Origin of the sequence: Nitrospira sp. (genome assembly GCA_029194675.1) — a bacterium.
Classification (GTDB): domain Bacteria; phylum Nitrospirota; class Nitrospiria; order Nitrospirales; family Nitrospiraceae; genus Nitrospira_D.
The window spans coordinates 172,363-195,093 of sequence record JARFXP010000005.1 but is presented as its reverse complement, the minus strand read 5'-3'; the positions used below and the strand labels follow the sequence as shown (position 1 = coordinate 195,093).

The following is a 22,731-nucleotide window of genomic DNA, read 5'->3' as shown; positions in this document are numbered from 1 at the left end:
CGGAGCTTCTCTGAAAACTCCATAACGTGGAATTAACAAAACAAAGGCAAGGAATACAATGACCAAAACAATCATTATTGTTGGCGCCTCATTTGCGGGAATCAAGGCAGCGTGGGACCTGCGCCATCTTCTCGATGATAAGCATCGGATCCTCATCATTTCAGACAAGCCGCGCACGACATTCCGAGCATCGTTTCCTCGGGTGTTGTTTGAGAATCTCGACCTTGAACAAATCACCATGAATCTTGCTGAAAACTTTAGGGACACCGGCATTGAGTTCATCTGTGACCCTATGGTTTCCGTGGACCAGCACCACGATGAAATTGTGTGTCAGAGCGGGCGTCGTCATTTTGATTACCTCATCCTGGCGACGGGCTCACGTCACGCGTACGAAGTCCTACCTGGATCACGCGAGTTTGCCTATTCGGTATGCGATCCCGGAAGAATCCTCGAGACGCGAGAAGCTCTGCTCAAGTTTCAAGGTGGAGAGTTTTTCTGTGGCGTGGGTGCGGGTTATACACCCTGCGATGGCCCACCGATGGAGGTCCTCATGGACCTCGATCACCACTTGCGCACGGCGGGGATTCGAGATAATGCGCGTCTTCACCTGATCAGCGATAAGGAATGTCTTTTACCCCCAGGCGGTCCGGAAATCTGGGAATACCTGGAAGATCTCTTCGAAAAGCGCGGGATCATCGTCCACCTGGAGGTTGGTCTCGTGAGAATAGACGCGAAGACGCTCTACTTTAATGATGGGACAACTCTGCCGTATGATTTGTGCGTACTGGTACCGCCTTACCGAGGCATCAAGGCCCTGGAAAACTCTGGTCTGACCGATGAACGCGGATTCGTTCCCGCAGACTGGAACACTTGGCGCGCCGATCAATCAATCCACCGGAACATCTACGCCGTTGGGGATTGCATCGGCAATCCCGGTCCCAGACAAGGTCACCTGGCTTTGATGCAGGCGACGGTCGCGGCTGAGCATGTCGCCTGGAGGATCAACCGGAAGGGCTCGGTGAGGGCCTATCTGCCAGAGTTTCGTTGCGTCATGGATCAGGGGGGTGGGGAGGGGCTGTATCTCTATTCGCAATACATGTCGGACGGCGATGTGTTGGAAATCAAGCTGGGCGCGGAACCATATGCATCAAAAATCCGCTTCGAAGAGATTTTCCTGGAAAAGAGGGGTGACATCGGAGAACTTCATCATCAGATGATCAAATAGCTTTGCATGCAAACATGGAAATCCCTCTTTCCAGCTGTTCAGCCACTCGAACCTCAGCCGGGCTGTGCTAAATTTGTGTTAAAAGTTAGTCGAATCCGTGAGAACCTCTGAGATCTATAGAGCTGCTGGAATCTTCCTAAGTCTCGGTATTCATATAAGAAACGGGGAAACCATTTGAAACACCGAGCATTATGGTATTAACACTTAAGCCATTCGTAAACCGCAGGTCGCCCGTTCAATCCGGGTCGCCGGATCCATCCTTACAACAACTTTACGAGCGAGCCATCAGAGTCAGGTGACCACTATGCTCCCCCTCTGATCAGCGTCAGTGTGCCAGAAAGTTCCACTTTTGACCGTCTTAATTTCAGAGGAGCCTACATAACCATTTCAAGCGCTTAAAATGTTGTCCCATTGCTCTTTATACTAGTCAGAATGATTGAAAATATGGATAATGACTCATATATTAGTCAATATGATGGATCTTGCATCGCTCGGTGCCAAAATCGCCGCTAAGCGCAAAAAGCTTAGACTCAGCCAGTCCGAACTAGCCAGGAGGGCTTCTATTGGTCGCACGACGCTTGATGCATTGGAGAATGGCCGCATTGGCGAGCTTGGATTTTCTAAAATTACTCGGCTTTTGTCAGCGCTGGGCATGGAGCTAACGTTTCACGAGACAGGCTCACTAAGGCCCACTCTCGACGAGCTCATAGAAGAACAACGCAATGATGAAGGTCTGGACAGACGGAGCTGAAGCCGGCCTGCTCGACCGGTACCGTGATCGTGGCAGCACATTTGTCTATCTGCCCGATACGATACCGCAACGTGCCGTCTCAGTGACCATGCCGGTGCGATTGGCCTCCTGGGATACCGCCTTTGGTTTGCCCCCAATCTGCGAAATGAATCTCCCTGAAGGGGTGTTGCGCGAACGCTTGCGTCTTGCCTTCGCCAAGGCTACTGGAACGTTTGACGAGTTCGATTTGCTCTCCATCGTGGGACGCTCTCAGGTCGGACGCATCCGCTATACCGGCGACAAAGAGCAACTCCATGAGGACGTTCCCCTCCAGTCCGTGGACGAAATTCTGGCGCGTCGAAGAGGCGGAGACTTACTCCCATATTTGATCGAGAAATTTGCAACCTTTTCGGGCATCAGTGGCGTACAGCCAAAAATCCTCGTGCGCGATGAACAAGCATCAGCGGCCTTGAAGCTCGCCGAAACCCGTCTCTCTCATAGTTACCGTGGCGCCACTCACATAGTGAAATTATGGGAGCCGAACGAGTACCCACAGCTCGCGGCTAACGAATATTTTTGCCTCAGGGCGGCAGAGAAGTGCGGACTTGAAGTGCCTCCATATCGGCTGGCCGAAGATGGCATGGCCCTCGTGATTGATCGCTTCGACCTACGCTCGGACGGGACCTATCGCGGCTTCGAGGATTTTTGTGTGCTGAACGCCCGAAGGACGGACGAAAAGTATAAGGGTAGTTATGAAACCTCGATCATGAAACGGTTTCAGGAATTTGCAAACTCCCCACATGTCAATGAAGATCTGGAGAAGCTCTTCACACTGATTGCACTGAACTGCGCGCTTCGCAATGGTGACGCCCATTTGAAGAATTTCGCCGTTATCTATGAAGATGTTCGCCTGGAAGCGAGAATTGCGCCGGTCTACGATCTTGTCACCACTGCCGTGTACCTCCCCAAAGATAGTATGGCGCTGACTCTTAACGGAACGACCAGGTGGCCGAATGCCAAGGAACTCAGAAGGCTCGGGGAGACGCGCATGGCATTCCCTCCTTCGAAAGTCAAAGGGATTCTTGCTGGCATCGAACAGGCGATGGCACACACTCTGAGCGAAATTCGCCTCTATGCCAAGGACCACCCTGACTTTGCAGATATAGCAAGGCGCATGATCGAGGAATGGGAGAAAGGCATGGCCCTTTCTCTCAGGCTTGTTTAACAACTCAGCATCCACATCTGGTCGCGCATATACTATGCGTTCAATCCGGGTCGCCGGCTCCACACCTCGCTTGTGCGTTCCGGCGGCTCACCAGGCGAAGCCTCTCCACTTTGACGCCGCCGGATAAACACCTTCAATTGACCTGATTCTATCCGCACTCCGTGAGGGCCGCCGGTTTATTCATTGTTTGGCTCTATGCAGATTGGAGTGGGTCAATGAGAGAGCCGCTTCTTCTCCAACCCCGCAGCCAGACTATGTGTGGGCCTGATTGGCCGGTTCTCGAATCTTGTCCGAGATCTGTGGCAGACTCCTGGCGGCCTGTGACCTGGAGGACCGATGAAACATATCCAGACACTCTCCGCCTTGTTCTCCTTTCCGGGATTCCGCGCTCGCAGCCGGCTGCGAGGGGTCTTTGGCGATCCCCACGCCCGGCTCGTCACCCTGGTCCGGCGAAAACAACGGCGGTGTGCTCGGGTTGTGGAACGCGGCACCGGACCTTCTACGACCGCACGACGCGCCGGGTACGGGAGTCCCGATGCAGCGGGCTGGCGCATCGATGTGGCCTTTGAGCAGCGGCGAGTGGCCTGCTCGCGTTGTCGGGGGGTGAAGGTGGAGCGGCTCGACTGGCTGGCCCAGAATCCGCGCTCTACACAACGGTTCGCCCACCAAGTTGGCACCCTGTGTCGGGACATGTCGAACAAGGCCGTCGCCCAGTTGCTGCACCTGCATGAGCACACGGTCAAGGACCTGGACACCCAGTCCATGCAGGCCTGGTTGACCAGGACGCCGCAGCCGCCCCGCGAGTGATCGGCGTGGATGAGTTGTCGATCAAAAAAGGCCACACCTATCGCCTCGTGGTCAGCGATCTGGAACGCGGGTGCCCGATCTGGGTCGGGGGCCGGGGCCGGACTGAGGCCGACCTGGATCGGTGCTTTCGCGACTTGGGCCCGAAGCAGACGGCCCGCATTCGGCTGGCCGTGATGGACCTGGGGAAGGCCTTCCGCACCTCGGTGCAGACCCATGCCCCGCAGGCTCAGATTCTCTTCGATAAGTTCCACGTGCTGCGCCATCTGGCTGAGGCGATGGATCAGGTCCGCCGCGCCGAATACAAGCGGGTCGCCGCGAAGGACCGGGCCTTCATCAAGGGCCAGCGCGACACGCTGCTCTCTCACCGCGCCAATCTCACGCTGGCCGGCCGCCGTTCGCTCCGGAAGCTGCTGCGGGCCAACAAGCGCCTGGCGACCGCCTATCTGCTCAAGGAGGAGTTCGGGCAACTCTGGGCCTATCGCCGGGAGGGCTGGGCGCGCCAGTTCTTCACCCGCTGGCGGGAGCAGCTCACATGGCAACGGCTCCGTCCCTTCGAGCAGTTTGCCGGTTTAATCGAACGGCACTGGGATGGCATCGCGGCGTATTGCACACCCGGCAACAAGGTCAAGCTCGGGTTCGTCGAAGGACTGAATAACAAGATCCGGGTGATTCAACGGCGCGCCTATGGCTATCGGGATGAGGAGTACCTGCGGCTCAAGATTCTCACGGCCTTCTTGCCTCAGAACTGAGCAGCATTCACCCACACGAATCTGCGTTGAGCCAGAAAAAGGAAATAGAAAATGTTGGTATCTAAAGCAGATCATCGTAGCGATGTGAAACATATTCACACGTATATAGTGTGCGCTCAAGTTGCGTCTTTTTTGCATCACTCGTAGAATATCGATCGACCGTTACTTCTTGCCAATTAAGAACATTAATAATGAAAGTACAACAAAAAGAGACATTGCTTCACCGTTTTCTCAAAGCATTAAAAGTGTGGCGAGAACCACATCGGATGCACAGTAGTCATGAGCAGATTAAAAGAGGCGTAGGCTCTTGGAATAATTGGAGACAAGGCGATCCAACACTTTTCCCTGATCTGGGAAGAGTTGATCTTACAGATTTGGATGTTTTTGGCGCAAATTTTAGGAATGTAAATCTTCAAAAGGCTAATCTTACTAAAGTCAAGAACATCCAAGGGACTAATCTTGGAGGGGCAAATCTGTCAGGAGCAGAGTTACCTCAAGATGCGGAACTATTCGATGCCCTCTCACAGGTTGATGTGTCGATCAGATATAACGGAAAGACATTCTTACTCTTGATCCTTGGATGTGTGTACACGTGGCTAACAATCGCCACAACGTCAGATGCAAATCTTCTAACTAACACTTATTCATCTCCGCTTCCTATTATCGGAACAAAGGTCCAAATTGGTGGGTTCTACTTCGTTGCTCCAATTATTCTCCTTATTACATATGGGTACCTCCATATTCAGCTCCAGCGTCTCTGGGAACGATTATCAAATCTGCCAGCGGTTTTCGCAGATGGACAATCAATAGACAAAAAGATTGCGCCCTGGTTTCCCACGGGTCTACTCTATTACTTTCTTTTTCATCTAAGCCAAAAACCACCACCCTTATCCAAGGTGCAGGCATTTGCCTCGCTTGTACTTGTGTGGTTTCTTCTACCCGCCTTCACTCTTCCATTTGTATGGCTAAAATATCTGTCATTGCAATCCTGGTACATGACAGGTGTCCACATAGCTATCATCATAGTCGCTATAGGTTTTGGCACTCACTCTTGTCTCTTAGCTCGCGAAACGCTTAGTAGGAACACGCTAGACATTACTCCTCCTTCTTATTGGGTCTCTATACGCATGTCCAGCGCTGTTGGCCTTATATTGTGCCTTCTTTCTTTCGGTAGCTTTCAGGCGGTCCATCAACACTTCATCATGGGAATAGAAACGCAGCCAGGCAATATATCTAATAGCAATCTGCCAAACCAGTTTCCTAAGGCCAGCTGGTATCAAACGTTTGCACCTAAAATCCTTGCCTGGGTTACGTATAGTCCATTTCCGAATCTAGAAAATGCAGAAGTGTCGGTGAAGCCAGCAGATTGGGATGGAAAAAACATTGAAAATGTGACCGGTGCTCGGTTGAAGAATAAATTACTGACATATGCGAACCTAGCCGATGCGTTTTTAGTCAACGCAGATCTTAGAAACGCGGATCTACAAAGGGCGAACCTGTCAACGGTGGATCTACGCGGCAGCATCTTGGGAACTACGAATCTTGCTGGGGCCTATTTTATGAACGGAAAGCTTCAGCGGGCAGATCTTACGTCGGCCAACTTGAGGAGCGCGTATCTATTGGAGACTGATCTAAGAGAGGCAAACCTCCGATCAGTAAGTGGTGAAATGGCATGGCTCAATGGAGCCAACCTCGAAGGGGCTAACTTGAGGGACGCGAAGTTCCAATGTGCGGATTTTGGACGGGCAAATATGATGTGGATAGAATTACCCGACTTTATGTGGGGCACCGACAAGGGGCATCATATAGCTGTCGCTAGCTTGAAGGGTGCGCAATTAAGTGGCGCCGATCTAGAGGGTGTTCGTCTTGAAGGTGCGAATTTGTCAGGCGCTACGGGTCTAACACAAGAGCAGCTTGATAAAACCTGCGTAAGCGAACGGACTTCTCTTCCCGACGGCCTCAGGATGCCACAGCCTTGTGCAAAGCCACTTGAAAACGTCCTGCCGGAAGCCAAAAAAGTGACTTCATACTCAACGTGGGGTATAGGCAGCTTGCAACAAGCAGCCTTAACTCTTGCAAAGTTATTACGGAATTTCAGTGATGTCACGGATAAACAATTGGATAGCCTCTCTGATACTAAAACCAAAAATGACGATGAGCGTAAGAAGGCCGCTGAACAATCATCACAATTCATGGACGAGCAAATCGTCGCTTACAATAAGCAGTTTAGAAGCCTCGCCGTTCAACTTCGTAAAGAAATGCTCTCACGTTTAAATTTGGAAGAGAAAGAACCTAGCAATGCGTTTCTTTTCGATTCCCCAACCAACCCGCATGGGATGAGGCAGGTGGCTAACACACTGGAGAAACTCGCTGATCAGTTATGTTCGGTGCAACAAAAGCGGTCTAAAACTATCGGAACACTACCAATGTTGACGAGTTAAACTGCAAGCCCATTGCAGCACCAAATGCTACAAAGAACTTGATAGGTCAAGGGGAGCGCTCTCTTGGCTGGCTGGCAAGGGTTAGATACCAGTCAACTCTCCGCCCGCAAGATTTTAGTGCCGAGTCAAAATTCGTTCTATAGTGAGGGCACGACCTCGACTGTTTTTGTGGAGGTGATCAGGAGTTATTAGGTGTCTATTTGCGAGGTAGGATGAGACCAAAGAACCCAGATGTCGTTGCAATCGACTCTAAGTTGGTTTTTATACAAAATTGGGATTTCGATAACAAGATCGTAGTGAAAAGCGTAGGGGAATAGACGGGAAATGTAGGGGAATTCCGGGAAAGCAAGGGTAAGAGTCCAAGAGGCTGTTTCGTGAGTGTAGACGCGGTGATTCTCGATTTTTCAGTGGGTTTCGAGGCCCCCACTTTGAAGGTTTCGTAAACCACAGGTCGCCCGTTCAATCCGGGTCGCCGGCTCCAAGCCTCGCTTGCGCGTACCAGCGGCTCATCAGGGGAAGCCTCTCTCTTGCCGCCGCCGGATAGACACCTTCAGTGCTTGAAGTTATGCGTCACATGATGCTTGCCGCGACCAGGAGCCCGTATGATAGTTCTTGGCGACGAGTTGAAACCGCTCCAGTATCATCTCTTCACTTCGTGAGGGCCGCCGGTCACTTCCTGTCGATTTGACGAATGGGGGATTCAGTCTGTGCTCTTCGAGCCTGATCCTCGACTGAGCGGATAGTTGCCGGTTGTCCCAACAAAAGGGAGCACCAGCAATCTCGGCAAAGTGAGGCGAGCCTGGTCTCTGAAGTGCTCAAGACCGAGCACCATCTTCTCTTGACCTGTAGTGGGTTCGGCGCGATAAGTCCCAAGCAGCCTATCCCACCATGGCAGGTTGAACCCGAAGTTGGTGTTCGTCTCTCGCGGCTCAATAGAGTGGTGGATGCGATGCATATCAGGAGTGACGACCAGCCAACGAAGGGCACGATCGACCGCAGGCGAGATCCGGACATTACTATGGTTGAACATCGACGTTGCATTAAGCAGTACTTCGAACACGACGACAGCGACAGGCGAAGGACCAAGCGCGGCCACCGCGGCGAGTTTGATGACCATGGACAAGGTGACTTCGATGGGATGAAAACGAAGGCCCGTTGTCACATCGCAATCCAAGTCGCTATGGTGCATCATGTGGAACCGCCAAAACTGCGGCACGGCGTGAAACATCACATGCTGGAGGTATAGAACGAAATCCAGCGCCACCACGGCGAGCGGTACTTCCAGCCACCTCGGCGAATCAAATTGGTTGAGCAACCCCCATCCTCGGTCGGCTGCAAGGATAGCGGCGCCGACGGCGCCGGCTGCAAAGAACAGTCGGATCGTCGCGGCATCTAAGACGACGATTGAAAAATTAGCAGCCCACCGTCCGACCTTTGTGGTGCTGAGACGTCGACGAGGAGCCCAAACCTCCCACAACGCCATTGCGATGAACACGGAGAGAAACGCCGTCAGACGAACGAATATGTCTGTCTTCATGTGACCCTCTCTCCAGTGACGGGAGGGTGTATGCTTCCACAGGACATCAGACTATCTTTCCTGCCAAAGGATTCGTCGTGCTGAAAAAATGCCGCCATGGGGTCTCCTCAGCCATTAGCCAGCCACCCGTATCACCACTTTTCCCATCGGGCCCTGTGCCAACCGTGCGAATCCCTTCTTGACTTCTTCGAACGGGACGATGCTATCCACCGGCGGGCGGCGTCCGATCATCTCCAGCCGATCGATAATCTCTTTCCATGCAGTCTGAGCGGCCTGGGCCGTATAATCTCCGACCGAGACACCGCCTATGCGAATGCGGCGGAATAACAAGGTCGCCGTATTGAACTCGGGGACCGAGCCTCCGCTCCTTCCGACGATGCTGATCTTTCCACCATAACCGAGAAGGGCAATGACTTGAGGTAAGAGCTTGCCACCAACGCAGTCGATGGCCAGATTGACCTTCTTCGGACTGATCGCAGCAGATATGGACTTCACGAGATTTCTTTCCTCAGGGTCAAACACGAAATCAGCGCCGAGCGATTTTAACTTAGCTCTTTTCTCTGCATCGCGCGATAAGGCCACCACGATGAGATTCATCGATTGTCCAAGCAGCACTGATGCGAGGCCGACTCCGCCTGAGGCGCCGGTGACGAGGAGAACGGATTGTTCCGGGGGAGGGGCAGACGGATCGTTCCACTGCGTCAAGGCCTGCCAGGCGGTTAAGAAGACCAGCGGAGCACCGGCCATCTCTTCGAGAGACCAACCGGCGGGGATACGGACGAGACTTTCCGTAGGGAGGACGACTTTCTCGGCCAGCGTTCCCGGCGTTTCCACTCCCGTGTCACAGCGCAGAATCCCGACTGTCTCACCCACGAGAATGCCTTCCACGCGCGATCCCACCATCTCGACATCGCCGATGCCATCACGCCCAAGGATGTGTGGAAGGGTGGGTTTGGCTGGATAGAGCCCTTGCGCCAGAAACGCATCGGCGGGGTTGAGCGCGGCATATCGTACTTTCAGCAGCACGTCTGAGGGCCCAGGGTGAGGATCGGGCACCTCTCCAAGCCGCAATCGTTCGATCCCGTCGTAGGAGTCCATCAACCATGCGCGCATAGACTCACCCCCTCTTGGCAAGGCCCAATGGCGGTCACAGTAACGACCCACGGGTCCGCATGATATTACAACACACGCAACAACTGGGGGCACATAGACATTTGAAGTGGTTCTCACTAGGCTACGGTCTGGATGAAAACCCTGGGAGCGTGGAATGAGCGAGGAAGGCAACACAGAAGCAGTGTGGGGGTTGAGAGAGCTCGCCCAGCGTTTCGGGGTTCGCGTGATCCTCCAGTTTGGGTCAACGGTCACAGGCATGACCCATGATCGCAGCGATCTAGACCTGGCGATTCAATTTGAGACACCTGACGCGTCGTTTCAGACCGTTCTGGAGATGCAAGAGGCATTGCAGGCGCAATTCCCGGGATGCAAAATAGATCTGGCGATCCTCAACCGGGCGGACCCCCTCTTCCTCAAGAAAATCGTTGAGTCATGCCGCGTCCTGTTCGGGATGCCCCAAGACCTCGCCCGTCTGCGCCTCCACGCATTCAACGCGTACCAAGACTTTCGGCCTTACCTGGAATTGGAGCGCCGGCATGTTGCCCGGCAATTGTCATCGCTGGTCGCGGAGCCTTCCCGCCCATGATCGACCGCGAGCTTATCACCAGAAAGATGAGCCTCATTCTCGATGACTTGGCAGTGCTGACCCTCCACAGCCGATCGGCTCAGATTGCTTTTCGCTCGCTTTCCTCCAAGCTACTGAGAGCGTTCTTCTCTCGTCTCACGTAGTCTTGAAGCCCACGCCGTATGATTCCATTATTGAGCGTAGCGTATCGACCGCTGAGGGCTTTTCCCCCAACCGCCGCCACCACGGTATCCTGATTGCGGATCAGTTCTTTGATGTGCTGTTCGACACGTTGCTTGGCTTCTCGGAAAGTTTCATCTGCCAGGTCCCACACTTCCGGAAGCCCGGCGGTCCGTTCCTGGGCTTCGGCATAGAGTGCTGTCGCTGCGATCACCAGAAGATCTTCACCGACCATCTCGATCCGAGTTTGTCTGCCTTGATCATCTCGAAGCGCTTGGCGATGGAGCAGCATGGCATAGAAGATAGTTCGTGCCAGGCGACGGCTCGCACGTTCGACGAAAAGCAATTGGGAACGGACCTTTGGATGTCGGAACTCTGAGCCAGACGGCAATCGGCCACCTCTCCATTGATTCACGTACCAAGGAACATAAAACCTCACAAGTCGCTGCAACTCGATGAGTCGATGAACGCCTGTCGTTCGTTCGTCGAAGAGGCGTCCGACCTGTTCAAGATGCATATTGAGCCCCTCACGCGCGACGAACGGCCTTAAGATATCGGTGGCACCTTCTCCGATTCGGTACATCTCGGCGTCGCGGACCAGCTGTTCGATGCCGAACGCAGGCTCTCCACGAACCCTCTTAGAATGGGCTGTTTCGTACCCCATCCCTCCGAAGATGATTTGGGCGTCTTTTAAGACCTGAATAGTCTTCTCGGAGCAGAAGAGCTTGGCCAGGGCTGCCTCGATCCGGACATCATAGGTATGCTGATCCGCCATTCGCCACGCCGTGAGTGCGAGAGCCTCCATCGCGAAGAGATGCGAAGCCATGCGGCCCAGCCTCATGCGTTGCGTCTGCCGGGTGCCCAGAGGTTTCTGGAAGGTGACTCGCTGGTTGGCCCGATCGAGGGTGGGTTGCCACGCTTGTTTGGCCATGCCAAGGCAAATTGCGGGGATGCTGACCGCTCGGCCCACATTGAGGATGGTCAAGGCGTATTTGAGCCCACGGCCCACTTCACCGATGACATTCTCCGTCGGGATGCGCACATCTATGAACGTCATATGAGCATTCTCGATCCCCCTACAGCCTTCAAACTGACATCGTTGTCGGACACGAACGCCGGGTGTCTGCATGTCGAGGATGAAAGCGGTGTGAACGTGGTCATCGGCTCCCTTACCGTCCGGAACCGGCTCCCACCTCGTGTGTCCATTCTGCTGTGTCCTCTTGGCCGGTACCCGTGCGATCAACGTCACGTAGTGGGCGATGGGACCGTTCGTGCACCACAGCTTTTCGCCGTTCACGACAAACGTCGTCCAGGTGGAATCTAAGATAGCCTCCGTTGCAATGTTTGCGGCGTCGGATCCGGTCATCGGCTCCGTGAGTGCGAATGCCGAAACGGCTTCCCAGGCCACAAGGGGGAGGTATTTGCGCCGCTGCTCCTCGTTGCCGAACATGAGTATCGGCATCGCAATGCCGATCGATTGCGGCACGGCGACGGTGAGGGCGAGCGCGTTGCTCCAGCTCGCCATGAGCATGAGGGCACGACCGTAGTTGGTGTAGGAGAACCCGAGCCCTCCATATTGACGGGGAATTTTCATGCCGAAGGCACCGAGCGCAAAGAGTCCCTTCAATACTGAGTCCGGGATCTTCGTGGTCCGTTCGATTTCATCGGGATCGACCTGCGTCGTGAGGAACGTTTCCAGACGCGGACGGAATGCTTCCCAATCAGCCTTGTCTTCCGGTGACTCTTCCGGCATGAGGAGGAGTGAAAAGTCTGGCCGTCCGGCGAACAGTCCCACCATAAAACTCTGGCCTGCTAACCGCTCTCGGGCCTCTTCGATCCGCTCGAACCCTTTGAACAGAGTGGCCATGATGGTTCCTCAGACAGTCATCGGTTCTGCCTAGCCGAACAACCGCTCCCGCTTCTCGCGCGTGGTTCGGCTTATGGATTCCACAACCTTGATCTTGAACGGCTCGGAGAGAAATTTCATCGGACAGACCTCTTGAACCTGGTCAGTTCCGTCTGGAATGCGTGGGGTCCTCCGTATTCAAACACATACCGGGTCATGTCGAAGAGCGGGGCGGGATCGAGATCCCGCAGCAAGTCCGGTTTCCACGTGATCTCCAATTGGTTGATCATCGTAATGGGTGTCGGCGGACCGACCACGCCCAGCTGCGCTTGGCCGTAGGATTGAGAGAAAATGAGAATCTCCCCGTCAAACATGGCGGCATTGAGGTCTCTCGCCGCGCCCTGTCGCTTATAATCTTCCTCAAAGCGCTGGAACGTGGGAGCGCGTTCCAGCTCCCCCCGGAACGCGTAGAATATCTTGATCCCGGCTCGCTGTTGATCTTCCATGACCTGTATGGCATCGGCTACATCCGACTCCTGCCTCATTTGCTCTTGCGTCAACACCAACAGACGTCGGACGATGACGCCGCGTTTCACGGCCTCCTGGTTCGCCAGGAGGTAATTCGGATAGAGGGCCTCGCCCTTCTGCCAGATATTCCAGCGTTCCATCAGCGCATCAATCGAATGTTCGGCCGTTTGGACCAGCCGGACCGCCTCGGCGTTGGCTTCCGCCCCTTTGTACGTCAGCCTTTGCGTTTCAAGCTGGCGAAGTTCTTGGCCGATGGCTGCCACCTTCCGTGGGATGTATTTCGGGCTTTTAGGGACATGAAGCATGACGTCAACGGCCGTTTGCGCGAGGGTCCAGTATTCCTTGGCCTGCCGGGGAGCCTTGTCTTTCTGCGCCGCCAGCAAGAGCTCCACCGGGTTCTTGTCGAGCAGTTTGGCGATTCTGATGCACACTTCAGGTTTGGGGATTTTCAGCCCGCGTCGCATGAGGTTGGCTTCCGGCTGGGCGATCCCGAGTTTCTTTGCCAAGGCGTAATCACTGCTCAATCCATACCGGCCCTTGACCAATTCAAAGTATCCCGCAATTTCTGTCATGCTGACCTCATTAGGGACTGATCCTCCTGTCTAGGGGCGGTCTGGATGAAACGGCTCACTCCTGCTTACATCGCTCAGTGCTTCATTGGAAAGTCCGCCAATTGTTCTCCCATCGTGGGCGCGAGCTGGTTCTTCTGGTTGTGTCCGGAAGGGTGCCAGGCAAGGATCCCCTCTTCCAACCAGTCAGCCCTGCCGGCAAGAATATCCTGCGCCAAGCGGAACACATGCGAGTCGTCCTGCCATAGGGATTGCGTGAAAGAGAGCAAGGGCTTCGGATTGAACTCGTCTTCGATCTGTGAACAAAAGTGCTGCAAGAGCCTTTCGGCCAACGGATGAGTCCGCGCGGCCGGCTGCGCTACGTACCACAACAACGATTCCACCGCAAAGAGTTGCATCCCGGCTTTGACCAGGCATGTCGTCAACAGTTGCTTACGCGCCAGGCCTTGACGATGATGGGCTGCGGCCCACAGCGACTTCTGTGCGAGTTCTCGGGACTTCGCCGTAACAAACCGCTCCCATACCGACTCAGGCGCGGTGGAAGCCGACCACACTCCGATCCGAGGCAAGCGGTTGAGGGAACGGCTCGCGATTTTGGCGAAGAACGGCAGGGCACGTACCATTTCGCCGATCTGCGATTCCAAGAAGGCTTTACCGTGGGATACGTACTCGGTCAATCCTTCACGGCCGATCCAGAGGGTCAAGATACCGTTCGTCCCTTCCCAAATCACATTGATCAGCGCATCTCGGACCATGCGCTCGATCGGTGCCGGCAGGTCCCCATGAAGTCGGAGCGATTCCGATGTTTCGAACCCACGCCCGCCATAAATGCGAAAGAGGTCGAGCACTGAGTCGAGCAGCCATTCGGTGGCGAGAATTTTTGCAGCAGCCGACTCAAGCCGCACATCGATCTTGGCGTCGGCCCAGGCCCCTGTTATGGTAACCAACGCTTCTAGTGCCAAGACCCGCGCGGCCATGCGCACAATCTTGGCACCGATATCTGTATGTTCGCCGATCGGACGATCATATTGCACGCGTTGTTGCGCCCGGCTTCGCGCCAGCCACAAACATTGTTTTAGATTTCCCAAGCAGGCAGCGGGCAAGGTGAGCCGGCCTATCGTCAAGCTTTCTAGGGCCCGTCGTAACCCCTCTCCCTCGTCTCCCAAACGGTCGGCCACTGGGACGAAGATGTTGTCTAACCGGACTGTGCCGTTGTAGATGCCGCGCACACCCATATAATGGAGCCTGGCGCAGTGACACCCCGGTGTGCGGGTGTCGACGACAAAGGCGCCGAACCGCCGTTCCGATTTGGGGCGAGTGACCTCACAAGGCTCCTGTACGATTTGAGCAATCACCACCAAGAGCGACGCTAAAAACTCATTGTCCTGGCGAGGCGCGTTCGTCGTGTACAATTTATCTCCGGTGAGTCTATAGCCCGCCAAGGTGCCCTGTTCTCGCACCGGGATGGCGTAGGTTCGGAGATCCCAAATATCGCAGCCGGCTCCCTTTTCCGTGAGCGCAAAGCCTGAAATGTCGCCGCGAGCGAGGCGAGGCAAGAATCGTTGTTGCTGCTCGCGGTTCCCGATGAGCTTGACTGGTTCCGCGACTCCGATCGAGTTATGCGCCGAAATCAGCACCGTGGTCGCGGCGTCATGGCTTCCGAGCAAGGTCGCCACACGGTGGTACTCCGATTGAGTGAAGCCAAGTCCTCCGTAGATTGTGGGTATTTTCAGTCCAAAGGCGCCAATGTCCTTGAGAGCCACCAACACCTCCTCGCCGACTTCCCCCTCTCGGTCGATGCTCTCTGCATCAACTTTCTCGATCAGAAGGAGGCGAAGATGTTCAAGGAACTCCTTCGCTGTGTCGCGGAGTGGTGGGATCGACTGCGCTCGGAAGAGTTCGCGGCGAACCACCCCCTCGAAGAGGCCGGCCAGAAAACCTGAATAAGGAGTTCGATCCCGGGAGGCTTCTGCTACGGCGAGCGAGCCTTGAAAGAAGGGGTGCTTGTTCACTATCGTCATCGCATCCTACTTGGCTTGGTGCAGAGCGGTTCGAGAGGCGTCGAGACCAATCGCTACGCCTGTGACCGGTCGCTGTGGAGGAGAAGAGGCCGCCACGATCTGATCGAGGAGCGCCATGCGTGACGCAACACGGTGCTCAAAGCTGGTTCGTTCGAGAACGATCCCATGGCGTGCAAACTGCGCTTGAACGTTCTCGTATGCTTCGCGCACCAACGTCACGACCGACAGATAGCCGGCTCGCAGGAGATGCACGCGGTCTTGATAGCTCAGAAAACTCCGCTCAAACAGAACTGCATCGTTGACACCCGGTGTGACCACCAATAGTTCTTTTTCGGGATGGTCTTGCCGGAACATGGTCAGCGCTTGCGAAATACGTGCGTCGAGATTGATGCGGCTGGCCTGCTCGCCGATCGTCAAGAACCCCTTGTCACGAAGGCGAGACGGACGTTTGGCGTGGGCTGAACCGCACCATGATGAATCGGGGAGTGGAATGCGACCCATCGGGTTGATCATCACCATGAGGTCGATGTGCTTCGCGACGGCCAAGTCGAAGAACGCCGGCCGACCGATTCCCGCGTCGACATAATCGCGGCCCTCGATGCGCACCGGACAGAAATAGATCGGTACGGCGGAGGAAGCGGTCACCGCCTGGGCGATGGAAATGTTCCGTCGGCCTTCTTCGCCGAAAATGACGCATTCCCCGGATTCCAAATCGATGGCCGGGATATACAGGTCTTTGCGGAGGTCGGCAAACCGTAGCCCCAGTCCCTTGGCTGTGAACGTTTTCTCAAGATATCCGGCGAAGGGCTCCAATCGATAGATGCAGCTGGGGAGCGCATCCTGGGCCTTACCGAGCAGGTCGATGAGCGTCATCTCCCGGTAGTGGCGCGCATAGAGCTTCAGCAATGGGATCAATTGTTTGGTCGTCCGCCAGATCGTTTTCACACCTTCCCCGATTGCAGGCCTGAAGATATCTCGGTGCTCAAAATAGTAGGGACGTTTCCCGGACAGATTGGTTTCGAGGATCTCTTCAGGCTTGACCCCTTGCGCGAGCAGGGCAGCCACAGCTGAACCGGCACTCACGCCGACATACATGTCGAAATCGTTGCTGGTGAACGATTCACCGAGGAGATCGTCCAGCCCGGTCAAGGCGCCGACTTCGAAGAGATAGCCCGTGAAACCGCCACCCGCTAGGGCCAATCCCAATTTTGTCGATCGTCGAGTTTGCATAAAGCCTTCCCGCTGTCCCCTGAAGGCCTAACGGTTCTTGAACCGAGGCTGTCGTTTCTCCAAGAAAGCGGCTGTTCCTTCTTTCCGATCGTCGGTATCGCACAGTGTTCCGAAAAGCCGGGCTTCTAGATCCAAACCATCTGAAAGATTCACCTCACTCCCCCGACGAATCGCTTGGAGCGACGTCCGGAGCGCCACTTGGCTTTTCGCAGCCATCGTGCGCGCCAGTCCCAGCGCTTGTCGCAGGAGGTCATCGGCGGATACCACCTGAGACACCAAACCCAGGCTCATGGCTTCTTGAGCTGAAACGGGCTCGCCTGTCAGGATCAATTCCATGGCCTTGGATTGGCCGATCAGCCGAGGAAGGCGTTGGGTGCCGCCGAATCCCGGCATGATGCCCAGATTGATTTCTGGCTGGCCAAGTCTGATGCCTTCTGCTGCAAGGCGGATGTGACAGCACATGGCCAATTCCAATCCTCCCCCCAAACAGGCCCCGTTGATCGCCGCAATGACCGGTTTTTCAAGAGCCTCTATCTTGTTCAAGATCATCTGCCCTCGGCGGGCCATCGCTTCGCCCTCAACTGACGACGGAATGGAGGCCAGCACGCGAATATCAGCACCTGCGACAAAAAATCGGCCCGCGCCCGTGAGCACCACAGCCTTCACGGCTTTATCGTTCGCGAGCGAGTCGAACGTGGTGCTCAACTCCGTGAGTAGTTCAGGTGTGAGGGCGTTGACGGGCGGATGATTGAGGGTCACGAGCGCGACGCCTTCTTCAATCTTGCAACTGTGCATGGCACCTGACATGACAGTCATGATGCGTTTCCTTCCTCGCCCTATTCGAACGCCGATCCGGCGACTTTCAGTATGTGAAGAAGCCTCGCCCAGCCATCTGCCCTGTGAATCCGGCATCCACCATTCGGCGCAACATCGGCGCAGGCCAAAAGCGTGGACCCAATGTCTCCGCAAAATCCTCAAGCTCATGCAGAACCTGATCAATGCCCAGCTGATCCGCGAAATGCAACGGACCTTCCTTTTCCTTGGGATAACCGATCCCGGCCATCATCGCCAGGTCGATATCTGCTGCAGAGGCGACTCCTTCTTGGAGCGCGATGACTGCCTCATTGGTCATGGCCAGGAGCAATCGCGATCGACTCCATCGTGCCGCAGCATGATTGGAATCAGGTCTGAATACTTGGAGGAGTCGTTCAAGTTCTTGATCACGACCGCCTTCCTCTCCGCTGACATAGTCGTAGAAGCCCTGACCCGATTTGACTCCTAGACGGCCCGCCTTCAGCATGGCTTCAAGCAGGGGAGCCGGCATCATGCGGGGCCCATAGCTGCGGTATAGAATGCGAGCAACCTCGAAGGAGATATCCAGACCCACCGCATCTAGGAGAGCAAGTGGACCGACGGGCATGCCGAATGACACCATCTCCCGATCGATTTCTTGTAGCATGGCGGCTCCGTCTTGCAAGGCACGAACGGCTTCGTTCACATAGGCCATCAACACACGATTGACCAAGAATCCCGCGCACTCCTTCACCACAATCGGCAGTTTTCCGATGCTTTCGGTAAAATTCACCGCGTCATCGAGTGTCTGCGGCGCGGTTGCAAGCCCCGGCACCACCTCTACGAGCCGCATGACGTAGGCCGGGTTGAAGAAATGGAGACCGAGTACCTTGTCCGGACGTTTCGTCGCTGCGCCGAGTCCAGAAATAGACAGCGCCGATGTGTTACTCGCCAAGATCGCGCCACGCGGGCAGACCTGATCCAACTCGCGGAACACCAGATCCTTGAGTTTCATGTCCTCCGAAACCGCTTCGATCGCCAGATCGACGTCCTTAAATGCCTCCATGCCCGACGATGGAGTCACGAGCAACATCTTCTCTTCCAATTGCTCCGGGCTCATTTTCCCCTTGTCTACCCGCGCCTGGTAGATTGCGCGCACGGCCTCGATTCCCCGCTGCGCTAGCGTGTGGTTCACATCGGCCAGCACGACCGGCACCCCGGCGTAGCTCACCACCTCCGCGATCTGCGCTCCCATGGTGCCAGCTCCAACGATCCCGACCTTATAGATGTACATGTCTCGCCTCACGCTCTTCATAATCCGGCGTCGTCATGGGGCGGTGGGCGACGATGGACATGTGCGGGTTACACCTGCTCCAAGACCATCGCCGCTCCTTGTCCGCCACCCACGCACATCGTCACGGCGCCCAGGGCCACGCCACGCCGTCGCATTTCATACAGGACTGTGATGACGAGCCTGGTGCCGGTCATCCCGACCGGGTGGCCCAAGGCGATGGCGCCGCCGTTGACATTGACGAGGTCTCGTTTAAGTCCCAACAATCGTTCGACGACAAGGTACTGAGCGGCAAACGCTTCGTTCACCTCGATCAGTTCGAGATCGGCCAAACCGAGGCCGGCTCGTTTGAGTGCTGCCGGGAGTGCATCCGCCGGCCCGATGCCCATGCGTGCCGGGTCCACGCCCACAAATGCATAGCTTTTCACGCGACCGAGCGGACGCATTCCAAGTTCCTTGGCCCATTCAGCCGACATGACGAGCGCCGCAGCACCTCCGTCGTTGAGCGGACAGCTGTTGCCCGCGGTGACGGTGCCTCCCTCCTTGAAGAGTGGAGGATAGAGGGTCAGTTGGGGTTCGGTTAGACCGACATTCGGACCTTCATCCTGAGCTACCACAAGTGGAGCGACTTCGCGCCCTGCAACTGACTTGGACAGGGTAACGGGCACGATCTCCTCTTTCAGACGACCTTCCCGTATGGCTTTGAATGCACGGCGGTGGCTGTCGATCGCAAACCGGTCTTGCTCTACACGACTGATACCAAACTCCTCAGCCAAGGTTTCCGCTGTCCGGCCCATGAGCTGGCCGCAGACTGGGTCCGTCAATCCTTCCCAAATACTGTCGACGAACTCGGCATGCCGCAGGCGTTTGCCCCAGCGCATGTCTCGGGAGAGATAGGGGGCCCGGCTCATGTTCTCGACACCGCCCACGATTTGCACATCGGCATCCTCACTTTGGAGATTTTGGTAGGCGTTCACAAACGGCTGAAGGCCTGAGGAGCAATTTCGTTGGACCGTATAGGCTGGAGTCCGGAGGGGGAGACCGGCCTGGAGGGTGATGACACGGGCGATGTTGTAGGCATCGCTCGGCTGCCCGACACAACCGACGATCACTTCTTCGACCAGTTTTGGATCCAGGCGGGTCCGTGCGAGAATTTCGCGTACCGCCAGTTCTCCGAGCTTTTGAGCAGACACATCCTTCAATGCGCCACCGAAGTTGCCGATCGGAGTTCGTACGCCGGCTACGATCACAAGGTCTTTCATGGGTCACCTACTCACACTGCCTGATGTTGAACCGTTTCGGCATCGCTCGTTCGGACCGCCTGATCGCGCAATGTCCGCCGCAGCACCTTGCCGATGACCGTTCGCGGCAGCTCCTGGCGAAATTCCACGGTCGACGGGATCTTGTATCGCGCCAGCAGTCCGGCGCAGTGCGTGATCAATGTCTGCTCGGTGACGAACGATCCCGGTTTCGCCACGACGTAGGCTTTGATGACCTCACCGTACTCGTGGTTCGCAACCCCAACTACTGCGGCTTCGCTCACCGCCGGGTGTTGACGCAAGACTTCTTCGACCTCCTGCGGATACACCGTTTCTCCCCGGGACTTAATGATGTCCTTCTTACGATCGACAAAGTAGAAGTATCCGCGATCATCCCGACGGACAAGGTCGCCCGTGTGTAGCCATCCGTCTCGCAGCACGGCGCGTGTTTCGTCTTCCCTGTTCCAGTATCCCAGCATGACCTGAGGTCCTCGCACGATCAATTCACCCGTTTCGCCATCCGGCACTTCCTCCAGTCCAGTGTCTGAGTCCACCACCCGCGCCTCGGTATCGGGGAAGGGAAGTCCCATCGAACCAGATGGGTGCTCCCCGTGCATCGGGTTACAGTGGGTCGCGGGACTGGCTTCAGTCAGGCCATAGCCCTCTGAAATTCTTGCTCCGGTGAGGCGTTCGAAACGCTCCTGCACATCGGCAGGAAGCGAGCTGGCTCCGCTCAGACACACCCGCAATGAACGTAAGTCATAGCGCTTCGCATCCGGATGTTCAGTGATCATCGAATACATCATGGGTACGCCCGAAAGCATGGTAATGCGATGGGCATGGATCGCCTTGATGACCTCGGCTGGTTGGAACCGAGGGAGAAGGACCACTGCGCATCCTGTCGCGATGGCTAGGTTCTGACAGGTGGTCTGACCGTAGGAGTGGAAAAATGGGATGGCACCCAGGAAGATTTCACGACCCTCACGAAAGCTCGGGGACCAGTATCGGCCCTGAAGTGTATTCACAACCACATTGTGGTGCGTGAGCATCACGCCTTTGGCTGTTCCCGTCGTCCCACCGGTGTATTGTAATTGTGCGAGATCGATCGGGCGTACGAGAGGCAGACTGTCGGTATGATCCGCGCCCTGTACAGAGTTGGTGCGTAGGAGTTCGAGAAAGCCATACACAGGCGGAGCTTTCTCGATGGAAACCCAACGTTTGGCTAACCGAGCCTTGATGGGATAGAGGAGTTTTTTAAAGAAGGGGAGATAGTCCCGAACGCTGGTGACGATGATCCGCTTGAGGAGCGTCGTCGCGTCCTGCACCGCTCGAACGCGAGGATAGAGTAGGTCAAGAACCACGATTGTCTCCGCCCCTGCATCGGTCAGTTGCATCTGAATTTCTCGTTCAACGTAGAGCGGATTGATCGGTACGACGACGGCGCCGGCTTTCAAAATTCCGTAATAAGCGACGACCGTCTGTGGAATATTGGGAAGCATGAGAGCGACGCGATCTCCTTGACTGACGCCGAGTTGCTGCAGCGCAAGCGCAAATTGGGTCGAGAGGTCGTCCAGTTTTCCATAAGAGATGCGTGTGCCATAAAACAACAGTGCTGGAGAATCTGGAAAACGGTTCGATGAGTGTCGCAGGAGATCCGGCACGGTCCAATCGGGATAACCGACGTTGGCAGGAACGCCTGCGTCGTAGTGACTGATCCAGGTCAGTTCCATATGACCCTCCCGAACATCCAGCTCGCATCCGCCGCTCAACGTTCTACGTTCTCATGGCCCTCGCCAGCACTGCTAAGAGGCCGTCGTTCGCACTTCGTGCTGTACCGGCTGCCTGAAGCCAGCGGATCGTTGCCTTTCCAGTCCCATCCAAAATCCCTCCAAATAATTCAACACTGCCTTTACGCCTTCTTGAAAGTCTTGTTCCTGCCGAGCCGCGAGTGTCGTGAAATCTGGTCCACCACTCATGACCTGAACAGCCTGCTTCATGGCTTCCTCATGACCCTGCTCCAGTTGCCGGTGAAAGGTGAAATAGGTCAAGTCCATGTGGGGATAACGAGCTGTCTTCAGTTGCGTGAGGCCTGGGATTAAATGATCCCACATTGTGATGGCCATGTTCTCAAGGCCGAATGAGGCGCCCAAGGCCCTCGCATGGTTGCCGTCGCTGTACAACTTTTCCATCCCTTCGATATAGGCGCGGGTTGAGGGCAGCATCGGGCGAGTCATGGCGTCGTGAATGTCGATTCCGAGAGACCGCAAGAAGTCCCGATACAGCAGTTCGTGGCGACGCCGAGTCTCTCCATCGCCCAGTTCGGAGTACAGCACTTTGGTCAGCTCGTCGGCGATCTGTTCGTCCTCGGTATTCACGAGCTGAGCCACTAGAACCTGCGGAAAAAACCTGGCGAAGTTGTAGAACTCCACTGCGAATTCCTTGAGTGCTTTGTCTGTGAGGTCGCCGGAACAAAAACTAGTGAGGTAGGAATTGTTGATGGCTCCATGTTCAAGTACGAATTGCCGAATTTCTTTATAGAAAGTCATAGGCGCCTCCAACGTTCTTAGCTAAGGGAGCTCGTGTTATGTTGATGATAACGTTTTTATATTACAATCGCAACAGG

Annotated in this window: 17 protein-coding genes; 6 read left to right on the top strand and 11 right to left on the bottom strand. The window is 55.5% G+C overall.

What is annotated here, in order from left to right; translation table 11 throughout:
• The first annotated feature begins 58 nt into the window (after positions 1 to 58).
• The 5 genes from P0120_21730 to P0120_21710 all read left to right on the top strand — a co-directional run bounded on the left by P0120_21730 (position 59) and on the right by P0120_21710 (position 7,177).
• Positions 59 to 1,225: an FAD-dependent oxidoreductase gene (locus P0120_21730; protein ID MDF0676930.1), complete on the top strand. Its 1,167-nt coding sequence runs from the start codon at positions 59 to 61 to the stop codon at positions 1,223 to 1,225.
• Between the two features lie 722 nt (positions 1,226 to 1,947).
• Positions 1,948 to 3,180 (top strand): type II toxin-antitoxin system HipA family toxin, encoded by a 1,233-nt coding sequence (locus P0120_21725; protein ID MDF0676929.1) that lies wholly within the window; start codon positions 1,948 to 1,950, stop codon positions 3,178 to 3,180.
• 336 nt (positions 3,181 to 3,516) lie between these two features.
• A complete protein-coding gene (locus tag P0120_21720; protein ID MDF0676928.1) occupies positions 3,517 to 3,987 on the top strand; it encodes a helix-turn-helix domain-containing protein in 471 nt (156 codons plus the stop codon).
• Positions 3,988 to 3,992: 5 nt separating this feature from the next.
• On the top strand, positions 3,993 to 4,736 hold the full coding sequence (locus tag P0120_21715) for an ISL3 family transposase (protein ID MDF0676927.1): 744 nt from the start codon (positions 3,993 to 3,995) through the stop codon (positions 4,734 to 4,736).
• A 191-nt stretch (positions 4,737 to 4,927) separates the two neighbouring features.
• Positions 4,928 to 7,177 (top strand): pentapeptide repeat-containing protein, encoded by a 2,250-nt coding sequence (locus P0120_21710; protein ID MDF0676926.1) that lies wholly within the window; start codon positions 4,928 to 4,930, stop codon positions 7,175 to 7,177.
• A 700-nt stretch (positions 7,178 to 7,877) separates the two neighbouring features.
• Here the strand turns inward: P0120_21710 and P0120_21705 are convergent.
• Both P0120_21705 and P0120_21700 read right to left on the bottom strand, forming a co-directional pair.
• Positions 7,878 to 8,714, bottom strand: coding sequence for a sterol desaturase family protein (locus P0120_21705; GenBank protein ID MDF0676925.1), 837 nt, complete (start codon positions 8,712 to 8,714; stop codon positions 7,878 to 7,880).
• Between the two features lie 114 nt (positions 8,715 to 8,828).
• Positions 8,829 to 9,827: a zinc-binding alcohol dehydrogenase family protein gene (locus tag P0120_21700; GenBank protein ID MDF0676924.1), complete on the bottom strand. Its 999-nt coding sequence runs from the start codon at positions 9,825 to 9,827 to the stop codon at positions 8,829 to 8,831.
• Between the two features lie 154 nt (positions 9,828 to 9,981).
• On the opposite strand from P0120_21700, the gene P0120_21695 reads away from it, so the two are divergent.
• A complete protein-coding gene (locus P0120_21695; protein MDF0676923.1) occupies positions 9,982 to 10,413 on the top strand; it encodes a nucleotidyltransferase domain-containing protein in 432 nt (143 codons plus the stop codon).
• 79 nt (positions 10,414 to 10,492) lie between these two features.
• Here the strand turns inward: P0120_21695 and P0120_21690 are convergent, their stop codons facing one another.
• The 9 genes from P0120_21690 to P0120_21650 all read right to left on the bottom strand — a co-directional run bounded on the left by P0120_21690 (position 10,493) and on the right by P0120_21650 (position 22,654).
• Positions 10,493 to 12,439, bottom strand: a complete 1,947-nt coding sequence (locus tag P0120_21690) for an acyl-CoA dehydrogenase family protein (GenBank protein ID MDF0676922.1) — start codon at positions 12,437 to 12,439, stop codon at positions 10,493 to 10,495.
• 116 nt (positions 12,440 to 12,555) lie between these two features.
• Positions 12,556 to 13,518: a helix-turn-helix transcriptional regulator gene (locus P0120_21685; protein MDF0676921.1), complete on the bottom strand. Its 963-nt coding sequence runs from the start codon at positions 13,516 to 13,518 to the stop codon at positions 12,556 to 12,558.
• 74 nt (positions 13,519 to 13,592) lie between these two features.
• Positions 13,593 to 15,536 (bottom strand): acyl-CoA/acyl-ACP dehydrogenase, encoded by a 1,944-nt coding sequence (locus P0120_21680; protein ID MDF0676920.1) that lies wholly within the window; start codon positions 15,534 to 15,536, stop codon positions 13,593 to 13,595.
• A gap of 6 nt (positions 15,537 to 15,542) precedes the next feature.
• Positions 15,543 to 16,766 (bottom strand): patatin-like phospholipase family protein, encoded by a 1,224-nt coding sequence (locus tag P0120_21675; GenBank protein MDF0676919.1) that lies wholly within the window; start codon positions 16,764 to 16,766, stop codon positions 15,543 to 15,545.
• 27 nt (positions 16,767 to 16,793) lie between these two features.
• A complete protein-coding gene (locus P0120_21670; GenBank protein ID MDF0676918.1) occupies positions 16,794 to 17,582 on the bottom strand; it encodes an enoyl-CoA hydratase in 789 nt (262 codons plus the stop codon).
• Positions 17,583 to 17,628: 46 nt separating this feature from the next.
• Entirely contained in the window at positions 17,629 to 18,852 is a 1,224-nt protein-coding gene (locus P0120_21665) for a 3-hydroxyacyl-CoA dehydrogenase (protein ID MDF0676917.1), read from the bottom strand.
• 68 nt (positions 18,853 to 18,920) lie between these two features.
• Positions 18,921 to 20,111 (bottom strand): thiolase family protein, encoded by a 1,191-nt coding sequence (locus P0120_21660; protein ID MDF0676916.1) that lies wholly within the window; start codon positions 20,109 to 20,111, stop codon positions 18,921 to 18,923.
• Between the two features lie 11 nt (positions 20,112 to 20,122).
• Positions 20,123 to 21,838 (bottom strand): long-chain fatty acid--CoA ligase, encoded by a 1,716-nt coding sequence (locus P0120_21655; GenBank protein MDF0676915.1) that lies wholly within the window; start codon positions 21,836 to 21,838, stop codon positions 20,123 to 20,125.
• A gap of 72 nt (positions 21,839 to 21,910) precedes the next feature.
• On the bottom strand, positions 21,911 to 22,654 hold the full coding sequence (locus tag P0120_21650) for an iron-containing redox enzyme family protein (GenBank protein ID MDF0676914.1): 744 nt from the start codon (positions 22,652 to 22,654) through the stop codon (positions 21,911 to 21,913).
• Positions 22,655 to 22,731: the final 77 nt, after the last annotated feature.